Here is a 19,998-nt window from a genome sequence, read left to right as displayed (position 1 = left end):
ATTCCCATGACGCGAATCGGCGTTGTACTCAGACCGGAAGTTGCTCCGGAGGCATTGGTCGAAGCGGCCCGCGCAGCCGACGCCGCGGGCGTCGACGAAGTGTGGTTGTGGGAGGACTGCTTCTTCTCCGGCGGACTGTCCACTGCTGCACTGATTCTCGCGAGCACCGATCGGGTGAACGTCGGCATCGGGGTGTTGCCCACTCCGATGCGGAACGTGGCGTCGACAGCGATGGAGATTGCCACCATTGCTCGGGTCCACCCGGGTCGGCTCCGTGTGGGACTAGGTCACGGCGTCCAGTCGTGGATGGGCCAGATCGGCGCGCGAGTGCAGTCTCCTCTGACGTTGCTGAGCGAGCAGATGACCGCGCTGACGAGTCTGCTGGCGGGCGACATGGTCACTGTGCAAGGTCGTTATGTCTCGCTCGACGAGGTGAAGTTGAACTGGCCGCCGCTGCAACCACCGCCCCTTCTCGTCGGTGCGACCGGGCCGAAGACGCTCGCCCTGAGCGGTCGACACAGTGTTGGAACAATTCTCACCAGCGAGACGACACCGGAACAGGTTCGTACAGCCATCGACCACATCGACGGTGGACCCGACCACGACGTGGTCGTCTACGTGTCGGTCGGATCCGATTCGGATGCAGCCACGATCGATATCCAACGCTGGATCGATGCCGGTGCCACCACCGTCGTACTCGAACCCTCCGCGGACGCAGCGGATCCGACCACGTTGTTCGCTCACGCGGCGACTGCGACGGCGCGGTTCAGGTCGCAGTGAATCCCCGGGCGCGGTCCTTGTCCTCGGTCGTCCACAGCGTGGTCGTCACCTCGGCCCGCACCAACGGAATCACTTCCTCGGCGAACTGTCGTAACGTGTCCTTCTGACGCTCGAAGTCCAGGACGTGGTTGATCGAAACCGACTGCAGGTCATGCCCGTACGCATCGTGATAATCGAGGATCTTCGCGGCGACCCGTTCCGAGGAACCCACCAGGGCCGGCCCCCTCGCGACGGCGTCGTCGATGGTCCGAAAGCTCGTCACCTTACCTTTGGCCGCCGGGTCGTGGGTGCGCTTGTCCTGCTGCGCGACGATGCCCTCGTAGATCGGCCGATATTCGGCAACGGCAGCCTCGGTCGTCGCACCGAGGAACAGACCTCCGGAGCCCGAACCCACGTAGGCCTTGTCCGGGTCGTGCCCGTGATGAAGGTACTGCTCGCGGTAGCGGTCGATCAGAACCTTGTAGTTCTCCCTGGGCTGCAATGCATTTGCCGTGAAGATGGGATCCCCCCACTCGGCGGCCAGATCGACCGCCTCCACCGAGGTGGCCGAGCCGTGCCAGATCCGGAAGGGGCCGTCGAAAGGCCTGGGCAGTGTCGTGGCGTCGGACAACGGATGTCGATGCCGGCCGGTCCAATCCACGTGCTCCTCGCGGATGAGTCTGCGGAGCAGTTCGTAGTTTTCGGTGAGATACTCGTACTGGCGCGCGATGTCGAGTCCGAACAGCGGGTATTGCAGGACTTCGTTGCCTTTGCCGATGACGACTTCGAGGCGACCTCGACTCAGTTGGTCGATGGTGCCGAGGTCTTCGGCAACGCGGATCGGATCCAATACCGACAGTACGGTGACGCCGGTGGACAACAGGATGCGTTGCGTGGCCTGGGCGAGCGCGCCGAGAATGACCGTCGGGGAGGACGAGAGCACGTCTCCCGCGTGCCGTTCTCCCACCGAAAACGAGTCGATCCCCAGTTCTTCTGCGAGAACGGCAAGTTCGATCAACCGGTCGAATCTGTCGGCCGGAGTCACCACTGCACCGGTGACCGGATGGGGAGGGTTGAACACGATGTCGAGGACCTGAAAGCGCATAGTGCTACCGAGACTTCCAGCCGAGCGATTCGAACGACTCTCTGAGTGTCACGCGCGGGCCGATCGCCTCGCCGCTCCGCAAGCGGGACAACACCGACGCGGTCCAGGATGCCGTACGGCCCTGCGTTGCATAGTATTCCGCAAGTCGTTGCTCGTAGACGGGCACGGCCGCGTCCGCTGACTGGGGGTCGTACAGTTCGTGGTGGAGCACCGAGGAGATGGGCAAACGCGGCTTCACCCCGGCGGTCTCGTCGCCCGCCCGGCCGATGGCCAAGCCCACTACCGGGATCGACTGTTCGGCCAGCCCCAACTCGGCAGCAATCTCGTCGGGTGCGTTGCGCACCGCCCCGACGTATACGGTGCCCCATCCGAGCGACTCCGCGGCGACGACGGCGTTCTGCGCCGCGAGTGCAGCATCGATGGCACCGAGAATCGTGCTGTCGAAGTAGTCGGCACCACCGAGCTCGGCGTCGTGCCCGGCGGCGAGGCGTCGGGCACGCCCGAGATCGGCCACGAACACCAGGAACACCGCCGCATCGGCGATGAACGCCTGATTCGCCGCCAGCGCCGCAAGGCGCTTCTTGCGCGCCGGGTCCTGTACTGCGATGACGCTCCAGGCCTGCAGGTTCGACGACGTCGGCGCGGATTGGGCTGCAGCGACGATCGTCTCGATCGTCGCGTTGTCGATCGGATCCCCGGTGAACGTCCGCACCGAATGATGCGACAGCAGAACGTCGATGGTCTCGTTCGTGTACGCCAACGCTGTCAGAGCAGGATCGCGGTAGCGCTGCTGAACCCACGAGGCCGAAGAGGAGGTCACGGACTCCAGAGTGCCCCTGCCATCGCCGACGCGCCACAGTTGCGCTCGGCATGATTCGAAAGCTACCGCTCCCGCAAGAACCGCCCTGCATCCGCGAACGCCCGTGCTCGACGCGTCAGCGTGGGTGGCGCTGGCGGCTCGCCTCGCCACAGGCGGTAGAGGGTGCTCATGCTCAGGATGAGTCGTTCCGGCGAGTCCCAGTGGGCGTACTGCCCGAATTCGCCTGATTTCAGCAGGTTCAGGGCAGCTTCGGTGGATCCGAGCCCGGCGTCGAAGCAGCTACGTCCGGCCTCCCCCACCCAGGTCCAATAGTTGCGGACGGCGCGGATCTCGTCGGTGCCGCACAGAGGGCCGTGGCCGGGAACGTAGACGGCTGCATCGAGTTCGAGGAGGTGGTCGAGGGCATCGATCCAGTTCTGCAGCGGTCCGTGCCAGAGCACCGGTGTGGCGTCGATGAACAGCAGATCGCCGGCGAACACGACTCCCACATCGGGTAGGTGAGCGATGAGGTCGCCCTCGGTGTGCGCCGGTCCCAGGTAGCGCAGGTGGACGGATCGCCCTGCGACGTCGATGGTTTCGGTGGTTTCGAAGGTGTGGTCGGGCAGCCGCGGCAGTGCGCTGGGGAAGGTGGCATCACCCCGGACTCGGTTCATGTACGAGCCCATTGCTCCGACCGGTCCGGGTATCCACCCGATCTTGCCGCCGAAGGAGGCGAACGCGTCCACCCCTTTGGGTGGTGTCTCTTCCTTCATTGCGTGCAACGACGCGGCGCTGGTGGTGATGCGCGCAGAGGCGGGAACCGAGTCGTTTCCCCACCAGTGATCGCCGTCGGAATGGGTGTTGAGCACTTCGGTGATCGGCGCATCGACGATCAGTTCGGCAGTATCGGCGGCAACGCGCGCTGCCCAATTCGTGTCCCAGACGGTGTCGATCAACATCGACGCGCCACCGGGGCCCACGATCAGTCCGGTGTTGGTCTGTCCCCAACTGCCGGGCGGCCGCATGAAAGCCCAGGTCCCGTCGGCGATCTGCCGGTATCCCACCTCTGTGTCCGTCACCGCCTCAGGCTAGCCGGTGAGCCACTCGCGTAGGCGTGAGTCCCACTGTCGTTCGGGGAAGCATCTGTTCAGCACCTCGATCATGATGGGTACGGCCGTCGATGCGCCCGGTGACGCACCGAGTACAGATGCGATCGTGCTGTCCTGCGAGGCGACCACTTCGGTGCCGAACCGCAGTTCTCCGTTTTTCACGATCTGGGCACGCTGACCGGCACTGACGATCGACCAGTCTGCCGAATCGGCACTCGGCACGAACTCGCGTAACGCGGCGATCTTCTTCCCTCTGGTGGCGGTCAACTCGGAGAGCAGCAGCCTGATCAGCGGCGTGTTGGCCCAGGCCATCGACAACAGCGATCCAATATTGTCTCGACTGATCGAACGCGGAAGGTCCATCAGCGAACCGTGTTTCAGGAATTTCGGGTTCGAGCCTGCGTACGGGCCGAAAAGGATGGAGCGCTGCCCGTCGACGATGCGAGTGTCCAGGTGCGGAACCGACATCGGTGGCGCGCCGATGGGCGGCGTCCCGTACACCTTGGCGTCGTGGCGATCGACTACCTCGCTCCGGTCGCAGCGCAGAAATTGTCCACTGATCGGCAACAGCCCGAAGCCACGCGCATCGGGAATTCCGGCTCTGCGCAGTAACTTCAGGGCCCAACCCCCGGCACCGAGGAACACGAATCGGGCGCGCTCCACCGGTCGACCACCTCGGACGAAGAGTCGCCAGGATCCATCCCGATCCTGCGAAAGACCACGTACTTCCCGTCCGGTCTCCACGCTGGCCCCTGCCGAAGTCATGGCGTCGAACAGCTGCCGCGTCGCTGCGCCGAAGTCGACGTCGGTACCCGTCACGTCTCGGGTCGCAGCCCAGCTGCCGGTGCGGCCCTCCGCAACCAGCGGTGACCACTGCTGCAGCACCGCAGCGTCTTCGGTGTACTCCATCGCCTCGAACATCGGGTGACTGCTCAGCGCGTGATGCCGAGCGCGGAGAAACTCGACGTTGTCGGAACCCTGGACCAGAGTCATGTGCGGCACGGGGCGCACGAAGTCGGCCTGGGGCAACGTCGCCCAGAAACGCCGAGTCGTTGCGAACTGCTCGGCGATCCGCATGGCACGGTCGATGTCGACGGAACCGTCGGATCGTATTGTCGTGTAGTTGGTTTCGCACAGACCGGCATGTCCGGTCCCGGCGTTGTTCCACCCGTCGGATGCTTCCGCGGCCACCCGCGGAAGGCGCTCGAGCACCCGAATGGACCAGCTCGGTTCAAGTTTCTGCAGCAGCGTCCCGAGCGTTGCGCTCATGATTCCGCCGCCGACAAGAATGACGTCGTCCACCGTCCGCCCCTTTCTCGTACTAAGTACAAGTCACGCTAGCACCGACTCGTACGCCTGTATAGTTCGATCGATGCCGCGCCTGAGCAGGACTGCCGTCGTCGACGCCGCTCTCGACGTCGCATACCGCCATGGCCTGGACTCGCTCACCATCCGCAAGATCGCCACCGAACTCGGCGTCTCCCCCATGGCGATCTACTGGCATGTGAAGAACAAGGACGAGCTGCTCGACGCTATGGGCGACCGCGTGTGCCAAGACCTAGCGCTCACCGTCGATCCCGCTGCCCCGTGGTGGCAGCAGCTACGCACCGTGCTCGAGGACTTCATGCGCGCCTTGCGCGCCCACCCGGGCGCAGCCGACATCGTTGTTCCTCGAATGTTGTTCTCTTCCAACAGTAGGGAGGCCATGGAGCTGGCACTGAAGGCTCTCGGCGAGGCCGGCTTCTCCCTTCCCGATGCCACCCAACTCGCCCGCCATGGCGTCCGGGTCGCCATCTCGCTCATCACCGAGCCCTTGTTCACCGGTGTCGAGGTCGAGCCAGAGCGTCGGGCACACGTCGAGCGGGAGGTGGCGTCGACGATGGACTCACTCGATCCCGAGGAGTTCCCACACATCCTGGCGTCGGCCGAACATCTCGGCGATCCCACCTCCCGTCCGGCGTTCGAGAAGCTCGGTCTCGAGACGTATATCGCCGGCGTCAGAGCTCTTGCCGACAACGGTGACATTTCGTCCTGATCCTTCGGCGAATGTTGGACATGTTGTCGGGTGGCGAAGTCTCGTCCGTAGGTGCAGGCTTTGCAGAACCGAAATATTGGTGGAGTGACGACGCTAGGGGTTGTGAGATGACGGTGCCTGTCCTGCAGAACTACATCGACGGGGCGTTCGTCACGCCCTCGGGCACCGAGATGCTCGAGGTGATCAGTCCGGTGGACGAGACGGTCGTCGCCCACTCCCCCATCTCCGACGCGGCCGACGTCGAGGCCGCAATGTCGGCCGCCGCCAGTGCATTCGAGACCTGGGGCAAGACGACGCCGAGTGAGCGACAGAAGGTGCTGCTGAAGCTCGCCGACGCCATCGAGGCGCACAGCGACGAGATCGTCGAAGCGCAGAGCCGCAACACCGGCCAGCCCAAGGCCACCATCGCCGCCGAGGAGGTGACGGTCGGCGCGGATCAGATCCGCTTCTTCGCCGGTGCCGCCCGGATGCTCGAGGGCAAGTCCGCGGGCGAATACATGGACGGCTTCACCTCGTACGTGCGCCGCGAACCGATCGGCGTCGTCGGCCAGGTGACCCCGTGGAACTACCCGTTCATGATGGCGATCTGGAAGATCGGGCCCGCACTGGCCGCCGGCAACACGATCGTGCTCAAGCCCAGTGACACCACCCCCGAGAGCACGTTGGTGTTGGCCAAGCTCTCTAAGGGCATCGTTCCGGACGGCGTGCTCAATGTCGTCCTCGGCAACGGCGGCACCGGTGCGGCGATCGTCGAGCACAAGACTCCCGGACTGGTGTCGATCACCGGATCCGTGCGCGCCGGCATCGCGGTGGCGGTGGCCGCCGCCAAGCAGCTCAAGCGGGCGCACCTGGAACTCGGCGGTAAGGCACCGGCGATCGTCTTCGACGACGTCGACATCACCAAGGCAGCCGACGGCATCGCGGAGGCCGCGTTCTTCAACGCCGGTCAGGACTGCACCGCTGTCACCCGCGTCCTGGTGCACGAGTCGGTACACGACACCCTCGTCGATGCCCTTGTGGCCAAGGCGAAGACACTGAAAGTCGGCCTCCCCGACGACCCCGATACCTTCCTCGGGCCACTGAACAACGTCAACCACTTCGGTCAGGTCAGCGCCAAGGTCGACGGCATCGGCGCACATGCCACCATCGTCACCGGCGGCAAGCGCATCGGCGACAAGGGTTTCTTCTTCGAGCCCACCATCATCACGGGCGTGCAACAGTCCGATCCCATCGTGCAGGAGGAGACGTTCGGCCCGGTGCTCACGGTGCAGAAGTTCACCGACGAGGCCGAGGCGATCGCTCTCGCCAACGATGTGGACTTCGGCCTCGCTTCGAGCGTGTGGACCTCTGATCACGCACGCACACTGCGTATCTCGGCAGCTCTGGACTTCGGTGCCGTCTGGGTCAACTGCCACATCCCGTTGGTCGCGGAAATGCCGCACGGCGGATTCAAGTACTCCGGCTACGGCAAGGACCTCTCGGCCTATGGTGTCGAGGACTACACCCGCATCAAGCACGTCATGAGCTCGACGGAGACCATCGCATGACCTCTCACCCCCTCGATCCCCTGTCCAGCGACGAATTCGCCACCGTAGCCGAGATTCTCGGCCGCGATCACGGCGTCGGCGACGGTTGGCGTTACGCCTCCATCGAGATGATCGAACCGGCCAAGCCCGAGATCGCCGCGTTCGACGCGGATGGGACCGTGCCTGCGCGTCGGGCGGTGTCAGTGGTGCTGAACAGCAACGAGAACACGACCTTCAAGGCCGTCGTATCGCTGGACGATCGCACCACCGAATCGTGGACGCACATTCCGGACGTGCAGCCCAACTTCACCGTCGACGAGTGGGAGGAGGCCGACGCGGCCCTACGCGCCCACCCCGATGTGATTGCCGCCCTTGCCGATAGAGGCATCACCGATCTGGATCTGGTGTTCATGGACACCTGGACCTACGGCGAGGCGGTGACTCCCGAGAAGTACAAGGGTCGACGCCTCGGCTGGTCGGATACCTGGGTGAAGGCCGCAGCGGGTGCCAATCCCTACGCCGGGCCGGTCGGTGGGTTCCACTGCGTCATCGACGTGAACACGATGGAATTGCTCGAGATCGAGGACACGTATCGCGTCGAGCGGCCGGAGATCATGGGCGAGTACGTCCCTCGCCATATCCCGGAGCGAATCAGAAACGCCAGCACGCGTCCGCCGCTGAAGCCCCTCGAGATCACTCAATCCGACGGGCCGTCGTTCGAGCTCGACGGCAACAAGTTGACGTGGCAGAACTGGTCGTTGCGCGTGGGGTTCAACTACCGCGAGGGCATGACACTGCATGCCGTCAGCTACAACGACAACGGAAATGTGCGCTCCGTTGCGAATCGAATGTCGTTTGCGGAGATGGTCGTTCCCTATCGCGATCACACCGAGGATCACTATCGGCGTACCGCGTTCGACATCGGCGAGTGGGGCTTGGGTTTCATGACCACCTCGCTCGAGCTCGGTTGCGACTGCCTCGGCGAGATCCGCTACCTCGACGCGGTGCTGCACAACAGCAAGGGTGAGCCGTACACGATCACCAATGCGATCTGCATCCACGAGGAAGACAACGCCGTGCTGTGGAAGCACGTCGATCACGACGCCGGAGCCGAAGTACGGCGCATGCGCCGCCTCACGGTCAGCTTCCACGCAACGGTCGCCAACTACGAGTACCTCGTCTACTGGCGGTTCTACCAGGACGGCAATATCGAGTGCGAGGTGCGCGCGACGGGAATCATGGTCGTCACGCACTTCGACGAGGGCACCGCCCACCCGTCGGGCACGCTGGTCGACAACCGTACGTACGCGCCGTATCACCAGCACTTTCTCGTCGCCCGGCTCGATCTGGACATCGACGGCACCGAGAACACCGTGTATGCCAGTGAGACGCAACGGGTTCCGATGGGCACCGACAATCCGTACGGCCTCGCACTCACTCAGGTCAACACTCCCCTGACCACCGAGTCCGAGGGCAAGCAGGATTACGACTGGAACACCCAGAAGGCATGGAAGGTCGTCAACGACAACGTCACCAACGGTCTTGGCACCCGTCCCGCCTACAAGTTGGTTCCGGGCGCGGCGATTCCGTCGATGTTCGATCCGGCGTCACCGATCTTCCAGCGCGCCCAGGTGATCGGCCACACCGTGTGGGTCACCCCCAACTCGCCCGACGAGCGTTGGCCCAGTGGTGAATTCGTCAACCAGAGCGGTATCGATCACGGCCTGCCGGAGTGGACCGAAAAGGATCGCAGCATCGAGAACACCGATGTAGTCGTCTGGTACACCTTCGGCATCCACCACATCACCCGGCCGGAGGACTGGCCGGTGATGCCCGCGGACACGGTCTCGTTCTGGCTCAAACCCTTCGGGTTCTTCGATCGAAACCCTTCTCTCGACGTTGTGGCGTCGGAGCAGAAGTCGTGCCATACCGATCCCGGTAGCACCTGTCATTAGCTCGCCCGAACTCAGGGAAGGTCCGCCCATGCGTCTGATCGTGGGGTACCAGGCAACACCGAGTGGCGCGGACGGAATCGCCCTGGGCGCAACGCTCGCGCGTTCGCTGCAGGCCTCGCTGGACATCTGCCTGGTGCTGCCGCAGGAGCGTCCGGTGCCCTCCAAGGCGCCGGTCGAGGCGGCCTACGACGACATCTTGATCGACCAGGCCACCGATTGGCTGGACGAGGCACTGAAATTGGTGCCCGAGGACGTCGAGGCTCGTACTCACCTGCTGTTCGACGAGTCGTTCGCACAGGGCCTGCTCGACTGTGTGGACGAGTGTGACGCCTACATGATCGTCGTCGGCGCGGCCGGTGACGGTTTGCTCGGACGCCACTCGATCGGCACCGTCACCAGCGATTTGTTGCACGTCGCGCACGTGCCCCTCGCGCTGGCACCGCGCGGGTATCGGCACTCTCCCCCGCAGCGCATTCGCGAGATCACCTGCGCCATCGGAAATCGTCCGGGGGCAGCCGAACTCGTCGAGGCGGCCACCGACCTGTCTGCCACCGCCGAGTTGCCACTGCGCCTGCTCTCCCTCGTTTCCGCAGATGAGCGATCAGCACCGGGGCCAGGAGGTCTCGCCAAGGCCGAGGACGTGCTGCGCACCGTACAAGCCGGACTGCCCGACGGTTCGGAGGTGCAGTTGACGGTGGCCGAGGGTTCCGGCATCGAGAAGGCCGCCTCCTCCCTGGACTGGCACGGCGGTGACGTGTTGATGGTGGGCTCGTCTCGACTCGCGCAGCCTCACCGGCTCTTCCTGGGATCGGTTGCCGCCAAGATGCTTCGGGTCGTCCCCGTTCCGATGATCGTTGTTCCGAGAGAGGCCGGCGATGAATGAGCACAAGGTAGTGGACGTCGAGTCCAAGGGCCTGTCGGCCGGCCAGCTCGGGCTGCTCGCGAGTGTCGTGCTGGGCATTTCGACCATCGCACCCGCGTACGCATTGACGGCATCGCTCGGGCCGACGGTCACCGAGGTCGGGGTGCACCTGCCTGCGATCTTCATCGTGGGCTTCATCCCGATGTTGTTGGTGGCCTTGGGCTATCGAGAGCTCAACGCGGCCGAACCCGACAGCGGTACGTCCTTCACGTGGGCGTCCAAGGCCTTCGGCCCCTACGTCGGCTGGATGGGCGGGTGGGGTCTGATCGCGGCCACCATCATCGTGCTCTCCAACCTCGCCGGAGTGGCCGTCGACTTCTTCTATCTCTTTCTCGCGCAGGTCACCAGCAACGATTCGGTGGCCGACCTCACCGGCAACAAGCTCGTCAACATCGTCACGTGCCTGGTGTTCATGGCGCTGTCGGCGTGGCTGTGTTATCGCGGTATGCAGGAGACCAAGCGCGTTCAATACACGATGCTCGGCTTCCAGTTGCTGGTGATGGCGTGGTTCATCGTTGCCGCGTTCGTGAAGGTCGGGGCAGGCGACGGGGCCGACGACATCTCGTTCAGCCTGGATTGGTTCGATCCGTTCGGCATTCCGAGCTTCTCTGCATTCACGGCCGGCCTGTCGCTGTCGATCTTCATGTACTGGGGCTGGGACGTCTGTCTGACGGTCAACGAGGAAACGTCCGGTAGCGCAAAGATTCCCGGCCGCGCCGCTCTGGTGACGGTGTTCTTCATCATCGTGTTGTACTTGCTCACCGCGGTCGCCACCCTGCTGTTCGCCGGCACCGGGGATACCGGGAACGGACTGCAGAATCCCGACACCACCGACAACGTGTTCGCGGCTCTCGCTGGGCCGGTGATGGGACCGTTCGCGGTTCTGCTCTCGCTCGCCGTGCTGAGCAGCTCGGCCAGTTCGTTGCAGGCCACGTTCATCTCACCGGCGCGCACTCTGCTGGCGATGGGCCACTATCAGGCTCTACCGAAGCGGTTCGCTTCCATCACGCCGCGATTCAGCACTCCAGGCTTCGCGACGCTGGTGGCGGGCGGCGCGTCGGCCGGCTTCTACGCCGTGATGCGGGTGGTGAGCGACAACGTACTCACCGACACCATCGCCGCACTCGGACTGATGATCTGCTTCTACTACGGCATCACGGCGTTCGCCTGCGTCTGGTACTTCCGCGAGGAATTGTTCACCAGCACGCGCAACGTGTTCTTCAAGTTCCTCGCGCCGCTACTCGGCGGGGTCGGGATGGCCGTGGTGTTCGTGCAGACCTCGGTCGATGCGTGGGATCCCGAGTTCGGCAGCGGCTCATCACTGTTCGGTATCGGGATGGTCTTCCTCATCGGCGTGGGGATCATCGTCCTCGGCATCGTCATCATGTTGGTGGTGGCACTGCGCAAGCCGGAGTTCTTCAAGGGCGACATTCTCCGCCGCGATACTCCGTCACTGATCGTCGAAGACTGACGATCCCCCTGGCCTTCGTCAGGGTGGGGAATGCTCGATGCCGCGCTCCTGCAGACCTTGCATGATCAGCTCGGTGACGCGCACCCAGGCAGGCCGGTCGGCCCACTGCTCCGCGAGTAGTGCGTTGGCCGCAGGGTCGTCGAGACCGCGCTCGAACGACCATTCGCGGGCGTTACTGGCCCAGGTGTCGATCATCCATTCGACCGTGTCGTCCGCGAGCTCCTGGATCCGTGGGTCCTCGGGTTCGAGCTCGGCTGCTCGAAAAGAGCGCACCATGAGTGCCAGATAGCCCGGGTCCCTGAGCATGACGGCACCGAACTCCTTCAGCCAGGGATCGAGCCGGGGCCGGTAGACGGCATACGTCAGTATCCAGGCGTCGCGATAGTGATCGACCACTCCGGTATCGATGCCCGCGTCGCGCAGGTGCTGGATCAGGCCGACGATCAGATCGGGAAGGACCAGCGCGTCGCCCGCGCGCAACAGCCCCAGTCTGTCGCGATCTTTCTCCAGACGTTCGATCCTGCTGTTCAGGTCGGCGTGGATCTCGAGCAAGGCGAGGTCGAGTGTTTCCTGCGAGGCGTCGAGTAGCTCGTGGACGCGCGCCAGTGGCACACCGGCCGAGGCAAGAGCAACAACACGTGACAGCCGCAGCACGGCCTCCCCGTCGTACAGACGGTAACCCGACGTGTCGCGTCGTGGCTCGTCCAACAGCCCCTGCTGGTGGTAGAACCGCACGGTTCGGGTCGTCACTCCCACATAGGAAGCCAGCTCACCGATACGCAGCATGGCGACCATTGTTGCCGATCAACCGTCCACTCCGGCAGAGTGCTGCACCGGTTCGGTCAGCTCACGCGCACCCGGACTCAGCACCGCATAGGCAGCAACAGCTGTCCATCCGACTCCCATGACGACGGCCCCGAGACCGAGATCGCCGCCGAGGAGCACCACCGACATCAGTCCCAACCCCATCGGACCGGCCACGAGCCCGCTCATGTTCAACCAGCCGAGGACGCGCCCCCGAACATCTGCGGGGACCTGTTCGGCCACGTAGACATTCCAGATCGGACCGAACAGCCCGGATCCGAGACCCATCACGAGCATCCCGGCCGCGACGATCAAGAACCCCTGCAGCTGTGCGAACAGCCAGATACCGATCGTCATCGCAGCCATTCCCGTCACGAACGTGGCCCGTCGCGATCGGGCGGCCACAAAAGCGAACAAGGCCGACCCCGCCAAGGCACCGACGGCGTACGCCGACATGGCCAGGCCGAGCTGCCCGGGTTCGCCGATCTCGTTGAAGTGACCGGGCAGCAGCAGGCTGATCATCGGCGGGGTGACCAGACTCGCGAGAAACGCGAACAGCAGCATCGCGCGCAGCGCGGGTGTGCGACGGATCAGGTCCAGCGCACTCCCCGACCCCGCGGCACCGGCCGCGAACGCCTGCCCCACAACCGGAACCAACGCAGTCAGCACCGCAGCGGCCGCCGACGAGGCGGCCGTGACGGCCACGACGTCGATCGGATCCAGCATGCTCAACAGCAAACCCGCCAAAGCCGGTCCGGCCAGGAACGCCAGCGAGAAACCGGTCTGAAAGAACCCGGCCACCGCCGTGACCGACGTCCCCGAGATCGACGCGACGTCGGCGAGCATCGCCTGACGAGCCGTCATCCCCGGCACATCGAAGACAGCGCCTGCCACTCCGAGCACCACGAACCATGGCACCGACAACCCCACCGTCGCACTCACCACGATCAGGCCGAATACCGCAGTCGCGCTACCGAGATCGGAGACGACGGCCACGTTGCGTGCCCCGAATCGGTCGATCAGTCGACCACCGGCGAACGTTGCCGGCACCGCTGCGATGCCCGCTGCCGCAGCGATCAGACCTGCCGACGCCAGGCTTCCTGTCGTGGCCAGCACCAACCAGGGCAGGACGATAGTGATGGCCGAGTTGCCGAAAAGCGACAACGACGCGCCACCGATGTACAGCGGAACAGCAAGACGGATACGACTCATGCTTCGATGATCTGCATTGACGTTGCGTCAAGGTCAAGCTGTGCGTGCACATCGGGCCACGATGCCGACACGAGGGCAGCGCGTGACGGACCTCGACGCTGAGTCGCGACCCGTCGACGACCGACCCAGGACTGCTGCTCAGATTTCCTCGGCCTCGAAACGCGCGTTGCGCTTACGCATCTGCCAGATGATCAGTGCGACGACGCCGCCCCCGACCACCGCACCTACGGCTGCGCCTGCCCACGAGCTCACCTGCGAGTAGACGTCCGGCTGCAGCCTGACGAGGACTCCGACGTAGCCGACTGCTGCGATCACACCGACAATGATCCCTCGGAGCCGTCCCGCGTTTGCTGCGGTGTAGATGTTCACCCCGCGGACCGCCGAATAGCCGATCGTCGCGAAGCTGATCAACGTGGAGACGACGAGAATCCCGAGCGCAATCCATGCTCCGGTCGTGTTCGCCGCCCATGGCAGAATTGCACCGCCGATGAGGCCTGCCCAGAGGAACAGTTGAAAACCGATGGCGGAGGCTTCGTTCCACACATCACGCTGGCGTTCGTCGTCGTAGAACTCGTCGTCCAGATCGCCGACGATTCGCATGGTCTTGGTGAATGTGCTCATGTCACTCCTCGTTTCCGAACAATGTTTCGACAGTGGTGTCCAATGCCCCGGCCAGCTTCAGTGCCAGGTAGACGCTCGGTGCGTAGTCGCCGCCTTCGACGGAGACGATGCTCTGCCGGGAAACCCCGCAGGCCTTACCGAGCTCCGCCTGGGTCAGCCGCGCAGCCTTCCGGTGTTCACGCACCGCATTGGTTTTCAGCGCGTTGTTCATGACAGAAGTCAAGCGGACTTGTCAAAAAATGTCAACCCCTCTTGTCATCAACAACGATGCGGCGTCGCTACCGCGGCTCGAGGCCCATCAGGAGAGCCTGCAGCCCGAACTCGAAGGCATCCTCGGACCGCTCGTGCAGTTCCCCCGCAGCGTCCAGTGCAGCTTTCAGTTCCGGTTCCACGTCGCGGCTACTGAGCCACGGTGCTTCGGGAGCTGCCAGATCCAAGGCCGAACCCAACACGTAACTGTCGAGCACGGTGATGATGCGGAGCACGTCGGCAGGCGCGAAGCCGGCATCTGTCAGCACCCGCGCCAACGTGTTGTACATCCCGAACGCAGCACTGCTGTTCACGGCCTGAGCCGTCAGCAATGGGATCAACCGTGGGTAGCGCCCGTAGCTGTTTCGATACCCGCGCGCGATCCAGGCGAGCGCCTCACGCCACGGCATACCGGCGTCCGGCATCTCCACCTCGGACATCGCCCGACCCCGCAGCAATTCGATGATCTCGTCACGTCCGGACACGTGGTTGTAGAGCGAGGACGGACTGACCTTCAGCTTCTTGGCCAGCTGAGGCATGGTGAATCCACCCGACTCTTCGACGAGAGTCAGGGCCGCCGTCGTGATGCGATCGACGTCGAGAAGGGGTGCCGACGGTCTTCCCACAGCATTTCTCCCGTATCCGTTGCGTTCGGGGCAGACATCAACGATACTTAACGAATCACATTCGTTTTAACAGGAGATCGGCATGCTGACCCTCACGAACCTCACGCCACCCGAGGCGCTGACCCGGACCACCCCGACCGATCGGCCGCCACTGCGGGTCGGTCTGGTGCAGCATCGTTGGAATCCCGATGCAGCCGCATCGAAAGGCGAACTGCTCGAGGCCATTTCCACAGCCGCAGGCCTCGGGGCGCAGGTCGTCTTCCTGCCCGAGATCACCCTGCTGCGCTACCCGGCCGACACCCCCGCCGGTGCGAACCCCGGCCGCGCGGCCGAGGATCTGACGACCGGGCCCACATTCGGTCTGGCCGCCGAGGCCGCCGCCGCCAACGGCATCGTGGTCCATGCCTCGCTGTACGAGAAGTCCGAGGCAGCAGACGGATTGGGCTTCAACACCTCCATCATGGTCTCGCCCTCCGGCGAACTACTGGCCAGAACCCGCAAGCTGCACATCCCCATCTCGGCCGGCTACTACGAAGACACCTACTTCCGCCCCGGCCCGGCCGACGACCCGTACCCCGTCTACTCACCGGAGCAACTCGGTGGTGCCCGGGTGGGTCTACCCACCTGCTGGGACGAGTGGTTTCCCGAGGTCGCACGCAGCTACGCACTCGGCGGCGCCGAGATACTCGCGTACCCGACGGCCATCGGGTCCGAGCCGTCGTTCCCGGCGTTCGACACCCAGCCGCTGTGGCAGCACGTCATCGTCGGACACGGAATTTCCAACGGCCTGTTCATGGTGGTGCCCAACCGGTGCGGCGACGAAGGCGAGATCACGTTCTACGGGTCGTCGTTCATCTCCGATCCCTACGGCCGCATCCTGGTTCAGGCACCGCGCGACGAACCAGCCGTGCTCGTCGCGGATCTCGACCTCGATCAGCGTCGAGAATGGTTGGAGCTCTTTCCTTTTCTGCTCACCCGCAGACCGGACACCTACTCACGCCTGACCGAGCCGGTGCGCTCGGACGCCCCCTACGGCGACGGACACGCTGCGACGCCGGTGATCAAGTGACCACGACCGCAACGCAATACACGATGCCGTCCGAGACGGCACCGCAGGACAAGGTGTGGATGGCGTTCCCGTGCGAGGGCTACTCCCTCGGCGACGATCCGGAAGCAAAGCACGAGGCCCGCTCCACCTGGGCGGCCGTCGCGCATGCGGTAGCGGAGTTCGAGCCGGTGACCGTCGTCGTCGATCCGGCCGAGCGCGCGGTGGCCGCGACGTACCTTTCTCGCGATATCGACATCGTCGAAGCACCGCTGAACGACGCATGGATGCGCGACATCGGCCCGACATTCGTTCATTCGGACGACGGTTCGGTTGCTGCCGTCGACTGGATCTTCAACGGCTGGGGCGCACAGGACTGGGCGCAGTGGGACAAGGACTGCCGCATAGGCGAGTTCGTCGCCGATCAGGCTGCAGTACAGAGGATTACGTCACCCATCGTCAACGAGGGCGGCGGCATCGCGGTCGACGGCGCAGGCACCGTACTGGTCACCGAAACCGTGCAACTCGATCCCGGTCGCAATCCGAGCCTGACGAAAGCCGACATCGAGGCGGAGCTGGCGCGGACCATCGGTGCGCAGCATGTCATCTGGCTGCCACGCGGATTGACGCGAGATTCCATGCGGTTCGGCACCCGTGGCCACGTCGACATCGTCGCGGCCATCCCGTCTCCTGGAACCGTTCTGGTGCACAGTCAACGAGACCGGGCTCACCCCGATCACGAGGTCAGCGCGCTGATCATCGACACTCTGCGCGCCACTCACAGTGGCTCGGGTGAAGAGTGGAACATCGTCGAGGTGCCGGCTCCGCAGACGTTGCGGGATGCGGATGGATTCGTCGACTACAGCTACATCAATCATCTCGTCGTCAACGGCGGCGTGATTGCCTGCAGCTACGACGACCCGGCCGACCGTGAGGCAGCGGCGGTATTGCGAGACGCCTATCCAGGAAGAAAGGTGGTGAGCGTGGACGCGAGGCCACTGTTCGAGAGAGGCGGTGGCATCCACTGCATCACCCAGCACCAACCGTCGGCGCGCGATCGCGGCTGACGGTCGGCGTTCGGAAGTCCTACGAGCTGCGTCGAACTTCCAACTGCTCGCCGACGACAACGGTCTGCGCTTCGGTGACGCAGTCCAAGCGTCCGTCGAGACGGAGTGACACGTTGTATTCGCCCGGCTTGAGGGCGAACGTGATGATGTCGATGCTGGAGATGTTGTCGCCGACGGTGACGCGGTGGCTCAGCGACAGCATGCCGTTGTGCAGAATCTCGCACATCTGACCCGGCAGGACGTTGTCGACGTGAACGGTGATGGTCTTGGGTCCGCCGTGAACCTCGATGGTGGGCTGCGGCGTGCTCGATCCAACGAGTCTGAGGTAGCTCTTGTCTCTGCGCACGGCCTCGACTTCCCTGTTAGCGTGCTCCACCGTGAGGTGAACGTCCGACGTGGTCTCGTTGGTACTTCGTGGCGCGACGAAGGGCGGATTGGTAGTGCACATCGTCATCGGCCTCGAACCGAGCCTCTCTTATCATCGGGCGCACGCTCGGCCACGTTACGAACCCGCGTCCGACCAGCCCTGCAACAGCCGCTGACACCGGACAATCGTGATGTCATCGGACAGAACATACCTCCCGGACGGCGGAACTGCGAACGGACTGATCGAAACCGATACCTTTACGTATCCTTACGTCCTGTAATCCCAGGTCTAGGACGATTCACAGTAATTACGTCACTTGTTCGGGTCGAACCCGAGCAGTTCGGCCTTCTCGGCGGCGCGCTCGGCCTCCTGCACCCGACGCCGCCGATTCTTGATACCCACCACTCCAGCGGCGAGCCCCACCGGCGCACCGATCGCAGCCCCGATCCACAGGGACTGAAGATTGCCGCCGCCGTAGTGAGCCAGGAGGCGAAGGGCCGCTCCTGCACCGGCGAGAAAGAAGAGCAGTCCGGCGAACGCTATCCGCGAGCGTCGCAGTTTCTGCGAGGCGTACATGTCGATCCCTCGCTCCCTGGCGTATCCCAACACCACGAAGGACACGGAGATCAGCACGAAGAACAGGCCGAGCGCCATCCACGCTCCGGTGACACCCGCCGCGTAGGGCAGGACCGCGCCACCGATCAGTCCGATCCACAGTAGAGACTGAAATCCGACGGCCGAGGCCTCGTTCCAGATGTCGCGTTGCAGCTCGTCGGCATAGAACTCGTCGTCGAGGTCTCCGACGAATCGGGCTGCTGTGACGAATGCACTCATGATCGACCCTTCCTTTGGGCTACGGATTTCCCAAAAGTCAACTCTGCTTGTCAAAAAATGTCAAGGATGATTGTCACTCGCCTGCTTTTACGTCGACGTAACGCGGGAAACAGACTCGTCACCGCGCAACATACCGGCGCAATAACTTCCCTTTACTGTTCGCAATCGCGAATACACCTCTGTATACAAACTCCGAAAGGGCCGTAGATGCCTGCTGTCTCGAAGCGCATGTCCGTCAAGCGCGTCATGGTCGTTCCCGCAGCTCTGGCTGCATTGAGCCTGGTCGCCACCGCCTGCGGCAGCAAGGCGAGCGACACCACCTCCGCGGACGGCGGCGGCAGCACAGCCACCTCGTGCGTGGACACCTCGGGTGACACCATCAAGGTGGGCTCGCTCAACTCCCTGTCCGGCACCATGGCGATCAGCGAAGTGACGGTGCGTGATTCGATCGCGCTGGCCGTCGAGCAGATCAACGCAGCCGGCGGCGTCAACGGCAAGCAGATCGAGGTCGTCGCCGAGGACGGCGCGTCCGAGCCCACTGTGTTCGCCGAGAAGGCCGAGAAGCTGATCAGCAGCGATTGTGTCGCAGCAGTTTTCGGCGGCTGGACCTCGTCGTCGCGCAAGGCGATGCTGCCCGTGTTCGAGGACAACGACGCTCTCCTCTACTACCCCGTGCAGTACGAGGGCCTCGAGGCATCCAAGAACATCTTCTACACCGGTGCCACCACCAACCAGCAGATCATTCCGGCCCTGGACTACCTGAAAGAGAAGGGCGTCAAGTCGCTCTACCTGGTCGGTAGCGACTACGTCTTCCCGCAGACGGCCAACCGCGAGATCAAGGCCTACGCCGCGGCAAACGGAATCGAGATCAAGGGCGAGGACTACACCCCGCTCGGCTCGACCGACTTCTCCACCATCGTCAACAAGGTGCGCTCCGCCGACGCCGACGCGGTGTTCAACACCCTCAACGGCGACTCCAACGTCGCGTTCTTCCGCGAGTACACCAACGCCGGCCTCAAAGCTGCTGACATGCCGGTCATCTCGGTGTCCATCGCCGAGGAGGAAGTGGCGGGCATCGGAGCAGCCAACATCGAGGGCCAGCTGACCGCCTGGAACTACTACCAGACCGTCGACTCCCCGGAGAACACCAAGTTCGTCGCCGACTACAAAGCGAAGTACGGTGCCGACAAGCCCACCTCGGATCCCATGGAAGCCGCCTACACCTCGGTCTACCTCTGGAAGAACACCGTCGAGAAGGCCGATTCCTTTGCGGTGGCCGACATTCAGGCCGCGGCCGACGGCGTCAGCTTCGCCGCTCCCGAGGGTGAGGTCGTCATCGACGGCGACAACCACCACATCTCCAAGACCGCCCGCATCGGTGAGATCCGCCCCGACGGACTGATCTACACGGTGTGGGAGTCCCCCGAAGCAATTGCACCCGACCCGTTCCTCGAGACCTACGACTGGGCCTCCGACCTCAACTGACCACCAC

Annotated in this window: 20 protein-coding genes; 9 read left to right on the top strand and 11 right to left on the bottom strand. The window is 64.0% G+C overall.

The genetic code is table 11. From position 1 onward, the window contains the following. Positions 1 to 6 precede the first annotated feature (6 nt). Positions 7 to 780 (top strand): LLM class flavin-dependent oxidoreductase, encoded by a 774-nt coding sequence (locus CH305_RS13800; protein ID WP_094703968.1) that lies wholly within the window; start codon positions 7 to 9, stop codon positions 778 to 780. Here the strand turns inward: CH305_RS13800 and CH305_RS13795 are convergent. From CH305_RS13795 to mqo, 4 genes are all read right to left on the bottom strand, one after another. After that, positions 767 to 1,864 carry an LLM class flavin-dependent oxidoreductase gene (locus tag CH305_RS13795; protein ID WP_094703967.1) on the bottom strand — a complete coding sequence of 366 codons (1,098 nt, stop codon included), beginning with the start codon at positions 1,862 to 1,864 and terminating at the stop codon, positions 767 to 769. The two genes, CH305_RS13800 and CH305_RS13795, sit on opposite strands and share 14 nt — an antisense overlap. Before the next feature lie 4 nt (positions 1,865 to 1,868). Then, positions 1,869 to 2,684, bottom strand: a complete 816-nt coding sequence (locus CH305_RS13790; protein ID WP_094703966.1) for an NADPH-dependent oxidoreductase — start codon at positions 2,682 to 2,684, stop codon at positions 1,869 to 1,871. 62 nt (positions 2,685 to 2,746) lie between these two features. Continuing rightward, a complete protein-coding gene (locus CH305_RS13785; RefSeq protein WP_242640207.1) occupies positions 2,747 to 3,742 on the bottom strand; it encodes an MBL fold metallo-hydrolase in 996 nt (331 codons plus the stop codon). Between the two features lie 9 nt (positions 3,743 to 3,751). Continuing rightward, positions 3,752 to 5,074, bottom strand: a complete 1,323-nt coding sequence (gene mqo / locus CH305_RS13780; protein WP_218828586.1) for a malate dehydrogenase (quinone) — start codon at positions 5,072 to 5,074, stop codon at positions 3,752 to 3,754. Between the two features lie 70 nt (positions 5,075 to 5,144). On the opposite strand from mqo, the gene CH305_RS13775 reads away from it, so the two are divergent. The 5 genes from CH305_RS13775 to CH305_RS13755 all read left to right on the top strand — a co-directional run bounded on the left by CH305_RS13775 (position 5,145) and on the right by CH305_RS13755 (position 11,681). Further along, on the top strand, positions 5,145 to 5,807 hold the full coding sequence (locus tag CH305_RS13775) for a TetR family transcriptional regulator (protein ID WP_179278283.1): 663 nt from the start codon (positions 5,145 to 5,147) through the stop codon (positions 5,805 to 5,807). A gap of 107 nt (positions 5,808 to 5,914) precedes the next feature. Next, the gene (locus CH305_RS13770; protein ID WP_094703963.1) at positions 5,915 to 7,354 is read left to right on the top strand and encodes a gamma-aminobutyraldehyde dehydrogenase; all 1,440 of its coding nucleotides are present in this window, start codon (positions 5,915 to 5,917) and stop codon (positions 7,352 to 7,354) included. After that, complete coding sequence (locus CH305_RS13765; RefSeq protein WP_094703962.1) at positions 7,351 to 9,288, top strand: primary-amine oxidase; 1,938 nt, start codon at positions 7,351 to 7,353, stop codon at positions 9,286 to 9,288. The genes CH305_RS13770 and CH305_RS13765 overlap by 4 nt, the downstream gene beginning before the upstream one ends. A gap of 28 nt (positions 9,289 to 9,316) precedes the next feature. Next, on the top strand, positions 9,317 to 10,171 hold the full coding sequence (locus CH305_RS13760; protein WP_032401819.1) for a universal stress protein: 855 nt from the start codon (positions 9,317 to 9,319) through the stop codon (positions 10,169 to 10,171). Continuing rightward, positions 10,164 to 11,681, top strand: a complete 1,518-nt coding sequence (locus CH305_RS13755; protein WP_032380325.1) for an APC family permease — start codon at positions 10,164 to 10,166, stop codon at positions 11,679 to 11,681. Before CH305_RS13760 ends, CH305_RS13755 begins: the two co-directional genes overlap by 8 nt. 18 nt (positions 11,682 to 11,699) lie before the next feature. Here CH305_RS13755 and CH305_RS13750 read toward each other — a convergent pair whose 3' ends face one another. The 5 genes from CH305_RS13750 to CH305_RS13730 form a co-directional block, all read right to left on the bottom strand. After that, positions 11,700 to 12,467 (bottom strand): MerR family transcriptional regulator, encoded by a 768-nt coding sequence (locus CH305_RS13750; protein ID WP_165430231.1) that lies wholly within the window; start codon positions 12,465 to 12,467, stop codon positions 11,700 to 11,702. An 18-nt stretch (positions 12,468 to 12,485) separates the two neighbouring features. Beyond that, on the bottom strand, positions 12,486 to 13,697 hold the full coding sequence (locus CH305_RS13745) for an MFS transporter (RefSeq protein WP_094703961.1): 1,212 nt from the start codon (positions 13,695 to 13,697) through the stop codon (positions 12,486 to 12,488). A gap of 138 nt (positions 13,698 to 13,835) precedes the next feature. Further along, positions 13,836 to 14,318, bottom strand: coding sequence for a hypothetical protein (locus CH305_RS13740; RefSeq protein ID WP_032401817.1), 483 nt, complete (start codon positions 14,316 to 14,318; stop codon positions 13,836 to 13,838). 1 nt (position 14,319) lies between these two features. Beyond that, on the bottom strand, positions 14,320 to 14,529 hold the full coding sequence (locus CH305_RS13735; protein ID WP_094703960.1) for a helix-turn-helix transcriptional regulator: 210 nt from the start codon (positions 14,527 to 14,529) through the stop codon (positions 14,320 to 14,322). Between the two features lie 67 nt (positions 14,530 to 14,596). Further along, positions 14,597 to 15,193: a TetR/AcrR family transcriptional regulator C-terminal domain-containing protein gene (locus CH305_RS13730; protein ID WP_032401816.1), complete on the bottom strand. Its 597-nt coding sequence runs from the start codon at positions 15,191 to 15,193 to the stop codon at positions 14,597 to 14,599. Between the two features lie 82 nt (positions 15,194 to 15,275). On the opposite strand from CH305_RS13730, the gene CH305_RS13725 reads away from it, so the two are divergent. Both CH305_RS13725 and CH305_RS13720 read left to right on the top strand, forming a co-directional pair. After that, positions 15,276 to 16,262, top strand: coding sequence for a nitrilase-related carbon-nitrogen hydrolase (locus CH305_RS13725; protein WP_094703959.1), 987 nt, complete (start codon positions 15,276 to 15,278; stop codon positions 16,260 to 16,262). 23 nt (positions 16,263 to 16,285) lie between these two features. Beyond that, positions 16,286 to 17,305 carry an agmatine/peptidylarginine deiminase gene (locus CH305_RS13720; protein WP_094609617.1) on the top strand — a complete coding sequence of 340 codons (1,020 nt, stop codon included), beginning with the start codon at positions 16,286 to 16,288 and terminating at the stop codon, positions 17,303 to 17,305. A gap of 19 nt (positions 17,306 to 17,324) precedes the next feature. Here the strand turns inward: CH305_RS13720 and CH305_RS13715 are convergent, their stop codons facing one another. After that, on the bottom strand, positions 17,325 to 17,759 hold the full coding sequence (locus CH305_RS13715) for a hypothetical protein (RefSeq protein ID WP_052058185.1): 435 nt from the start codon (positions 17,757 to 17,759) through the stop codon (positions 17,325 to 17,327). A 225-nt stretch (positions 17,760 to 17,984) separates the two neighbouring features. Beyond that, on the bottom strand, positions 17,985 to 18,506 hold the full coding sequence (locus tag CH305_RS13710; protein ID WP_037148761.1) for a hypothetical protein: 522 nt from the start codon (positions 18,504 to 18,506) through the stop codon (positions 17,985 to 17,987). Positions 18,507 to 18,713: 207 nt separating this feature from the next. Here CH305_RS13710 and urtA point away from each other — a divergent pair, with 207 nt between their 5' ends. Then, on the top strand, positions 18,714 to 19,991 hold the full coding sequence (gene urtA / locus CH305_RS13705) for an urea ABC transporter substrate-binding protein (protein WP_032401813.1): 1,278 nt from the start codon (positions 18,714 to 18,716) through the stop codon (positions 19,989 to 19,991). Positions 19,992 to 19,998: the final 7 nt, after the last annotated feature.

Source organism: Rhodococcus sp. 15-649-2-2, from assembly GCF_002258645.1.
Lineage (GTDB): Bacteria > Actinomycetota > Actinomycetes > Mycobacteriales > Mycobacteriaceae > Rhodococcoides.
This window is presented reverse-complemented; position numbering and strand designations above follow the sequence as displayed.

Coding starts and splice junctions, on each gene's coding strand:
- CH305_RS13775 (WP_179278283.1), top strand. CDS start 5,145: ATGCCGCGCCTGAGCAGGACTGCCGTCGTCGACGCCGCTCTCGACGTC.
- CH305_RS13770 (WP_094703963.1), top strand. CDS start 5,915: ATGACGGTGCCTGTCCTGCAGAACTACATCGACGGGGCGTTCGTCACG.
- CH305_RS13740 (WP_032401817.1), bottom strand. CDS start 14,318: ATGAGCACATTCACCAAGACCATGCGAATCGTCGGCGATCTGGACGAC.
- CH305_RS13725 (WP_094703959.1), top strand. CDS start 15,276: ATGCTGACCCTCACGAACCTCACGCCACCCGAGGCGCTGACCCGGACC.
- CH305_RS13715 (WP_052058185.1), bottom strand. CDS start 17,759: ATGACGATGTGCACTACCAATCCGCCCTTCGTCGCGCCACGAAGTACC.
- CH305_RS13720 (WP_094609617.1), top strand. CDS start 16,286: ATGCCGTCCGAGACGGCACCGCAGGACAAGGTGTGGATGGCGTTCCCG.
- CH305_RS13710 (WP_037148761.1), bottom strand. CDS start 18,506: ATGAGTGCATTCGTCACAGCAGCCCGATTCGTCGGAGACCTCGACGAC.
- CH305_RS13745 (WP_094703961.1), bottom strand. CDS start 13,697: ATGAGTCGTATCCGTCTTGCTGTTCCGCTGTACATCGGTGGCGCGTCG.
- CH305_RS13800 (WP_094703968.1), top strand. CDS start 7: ATGACGCGAATCGGCGTTGTACTCAGACCGGAAGTTGCTCCGGAGGCA.
- CH305_RS13750 (WP_165430231.1), bottom strand. CDS start 12,467: ATGCTGCGTATCGGTGAGCTGGCTTCCTATGTGGGAGTGACGACCCGA.
- CH305_RS13765 (WP_094703962.1), top strand. CDS start 7,351: ATGACCTCTCACCCCCTCGATCCCCTGTCCAGCGACGAATTCGCCACC.
- CH305_RS13760 (WP_032401819.1), top strand. CDS start 9,317: ATGCGTCTGATCGTGGGGTACCAGGCAACACCGAGTGGCGCGGACGGA.
- CH305_RS13795 (WP_094703967.1), bottom strand. CDS start 1,864: ATGCGCTTTCAGGTCCTCGACATCGTGTTCAACCCTCCCCATCCGGTC.
- urtA (WP_032401813.1), top strand. CDS start 18,714: ATGCCTGCTGTCTCGAAGCGCATGTCCGTCAAGCGCGTCATGGTCGTT.
- CH305_RS13735 (WP_094703960.1), bottom strand. CDS start 14,529: ATGAACAACGCGCTGAAAACCAATGCGGTGCGTGAACACCGGAAGGCT.
- CH305_RS13755 (WP_032380325.1), top strand. CDS start 10,164: ATGAATGAGCACAAGGTAGTGGACGTCGAGTCCAAGGGCCTGTCGGCC.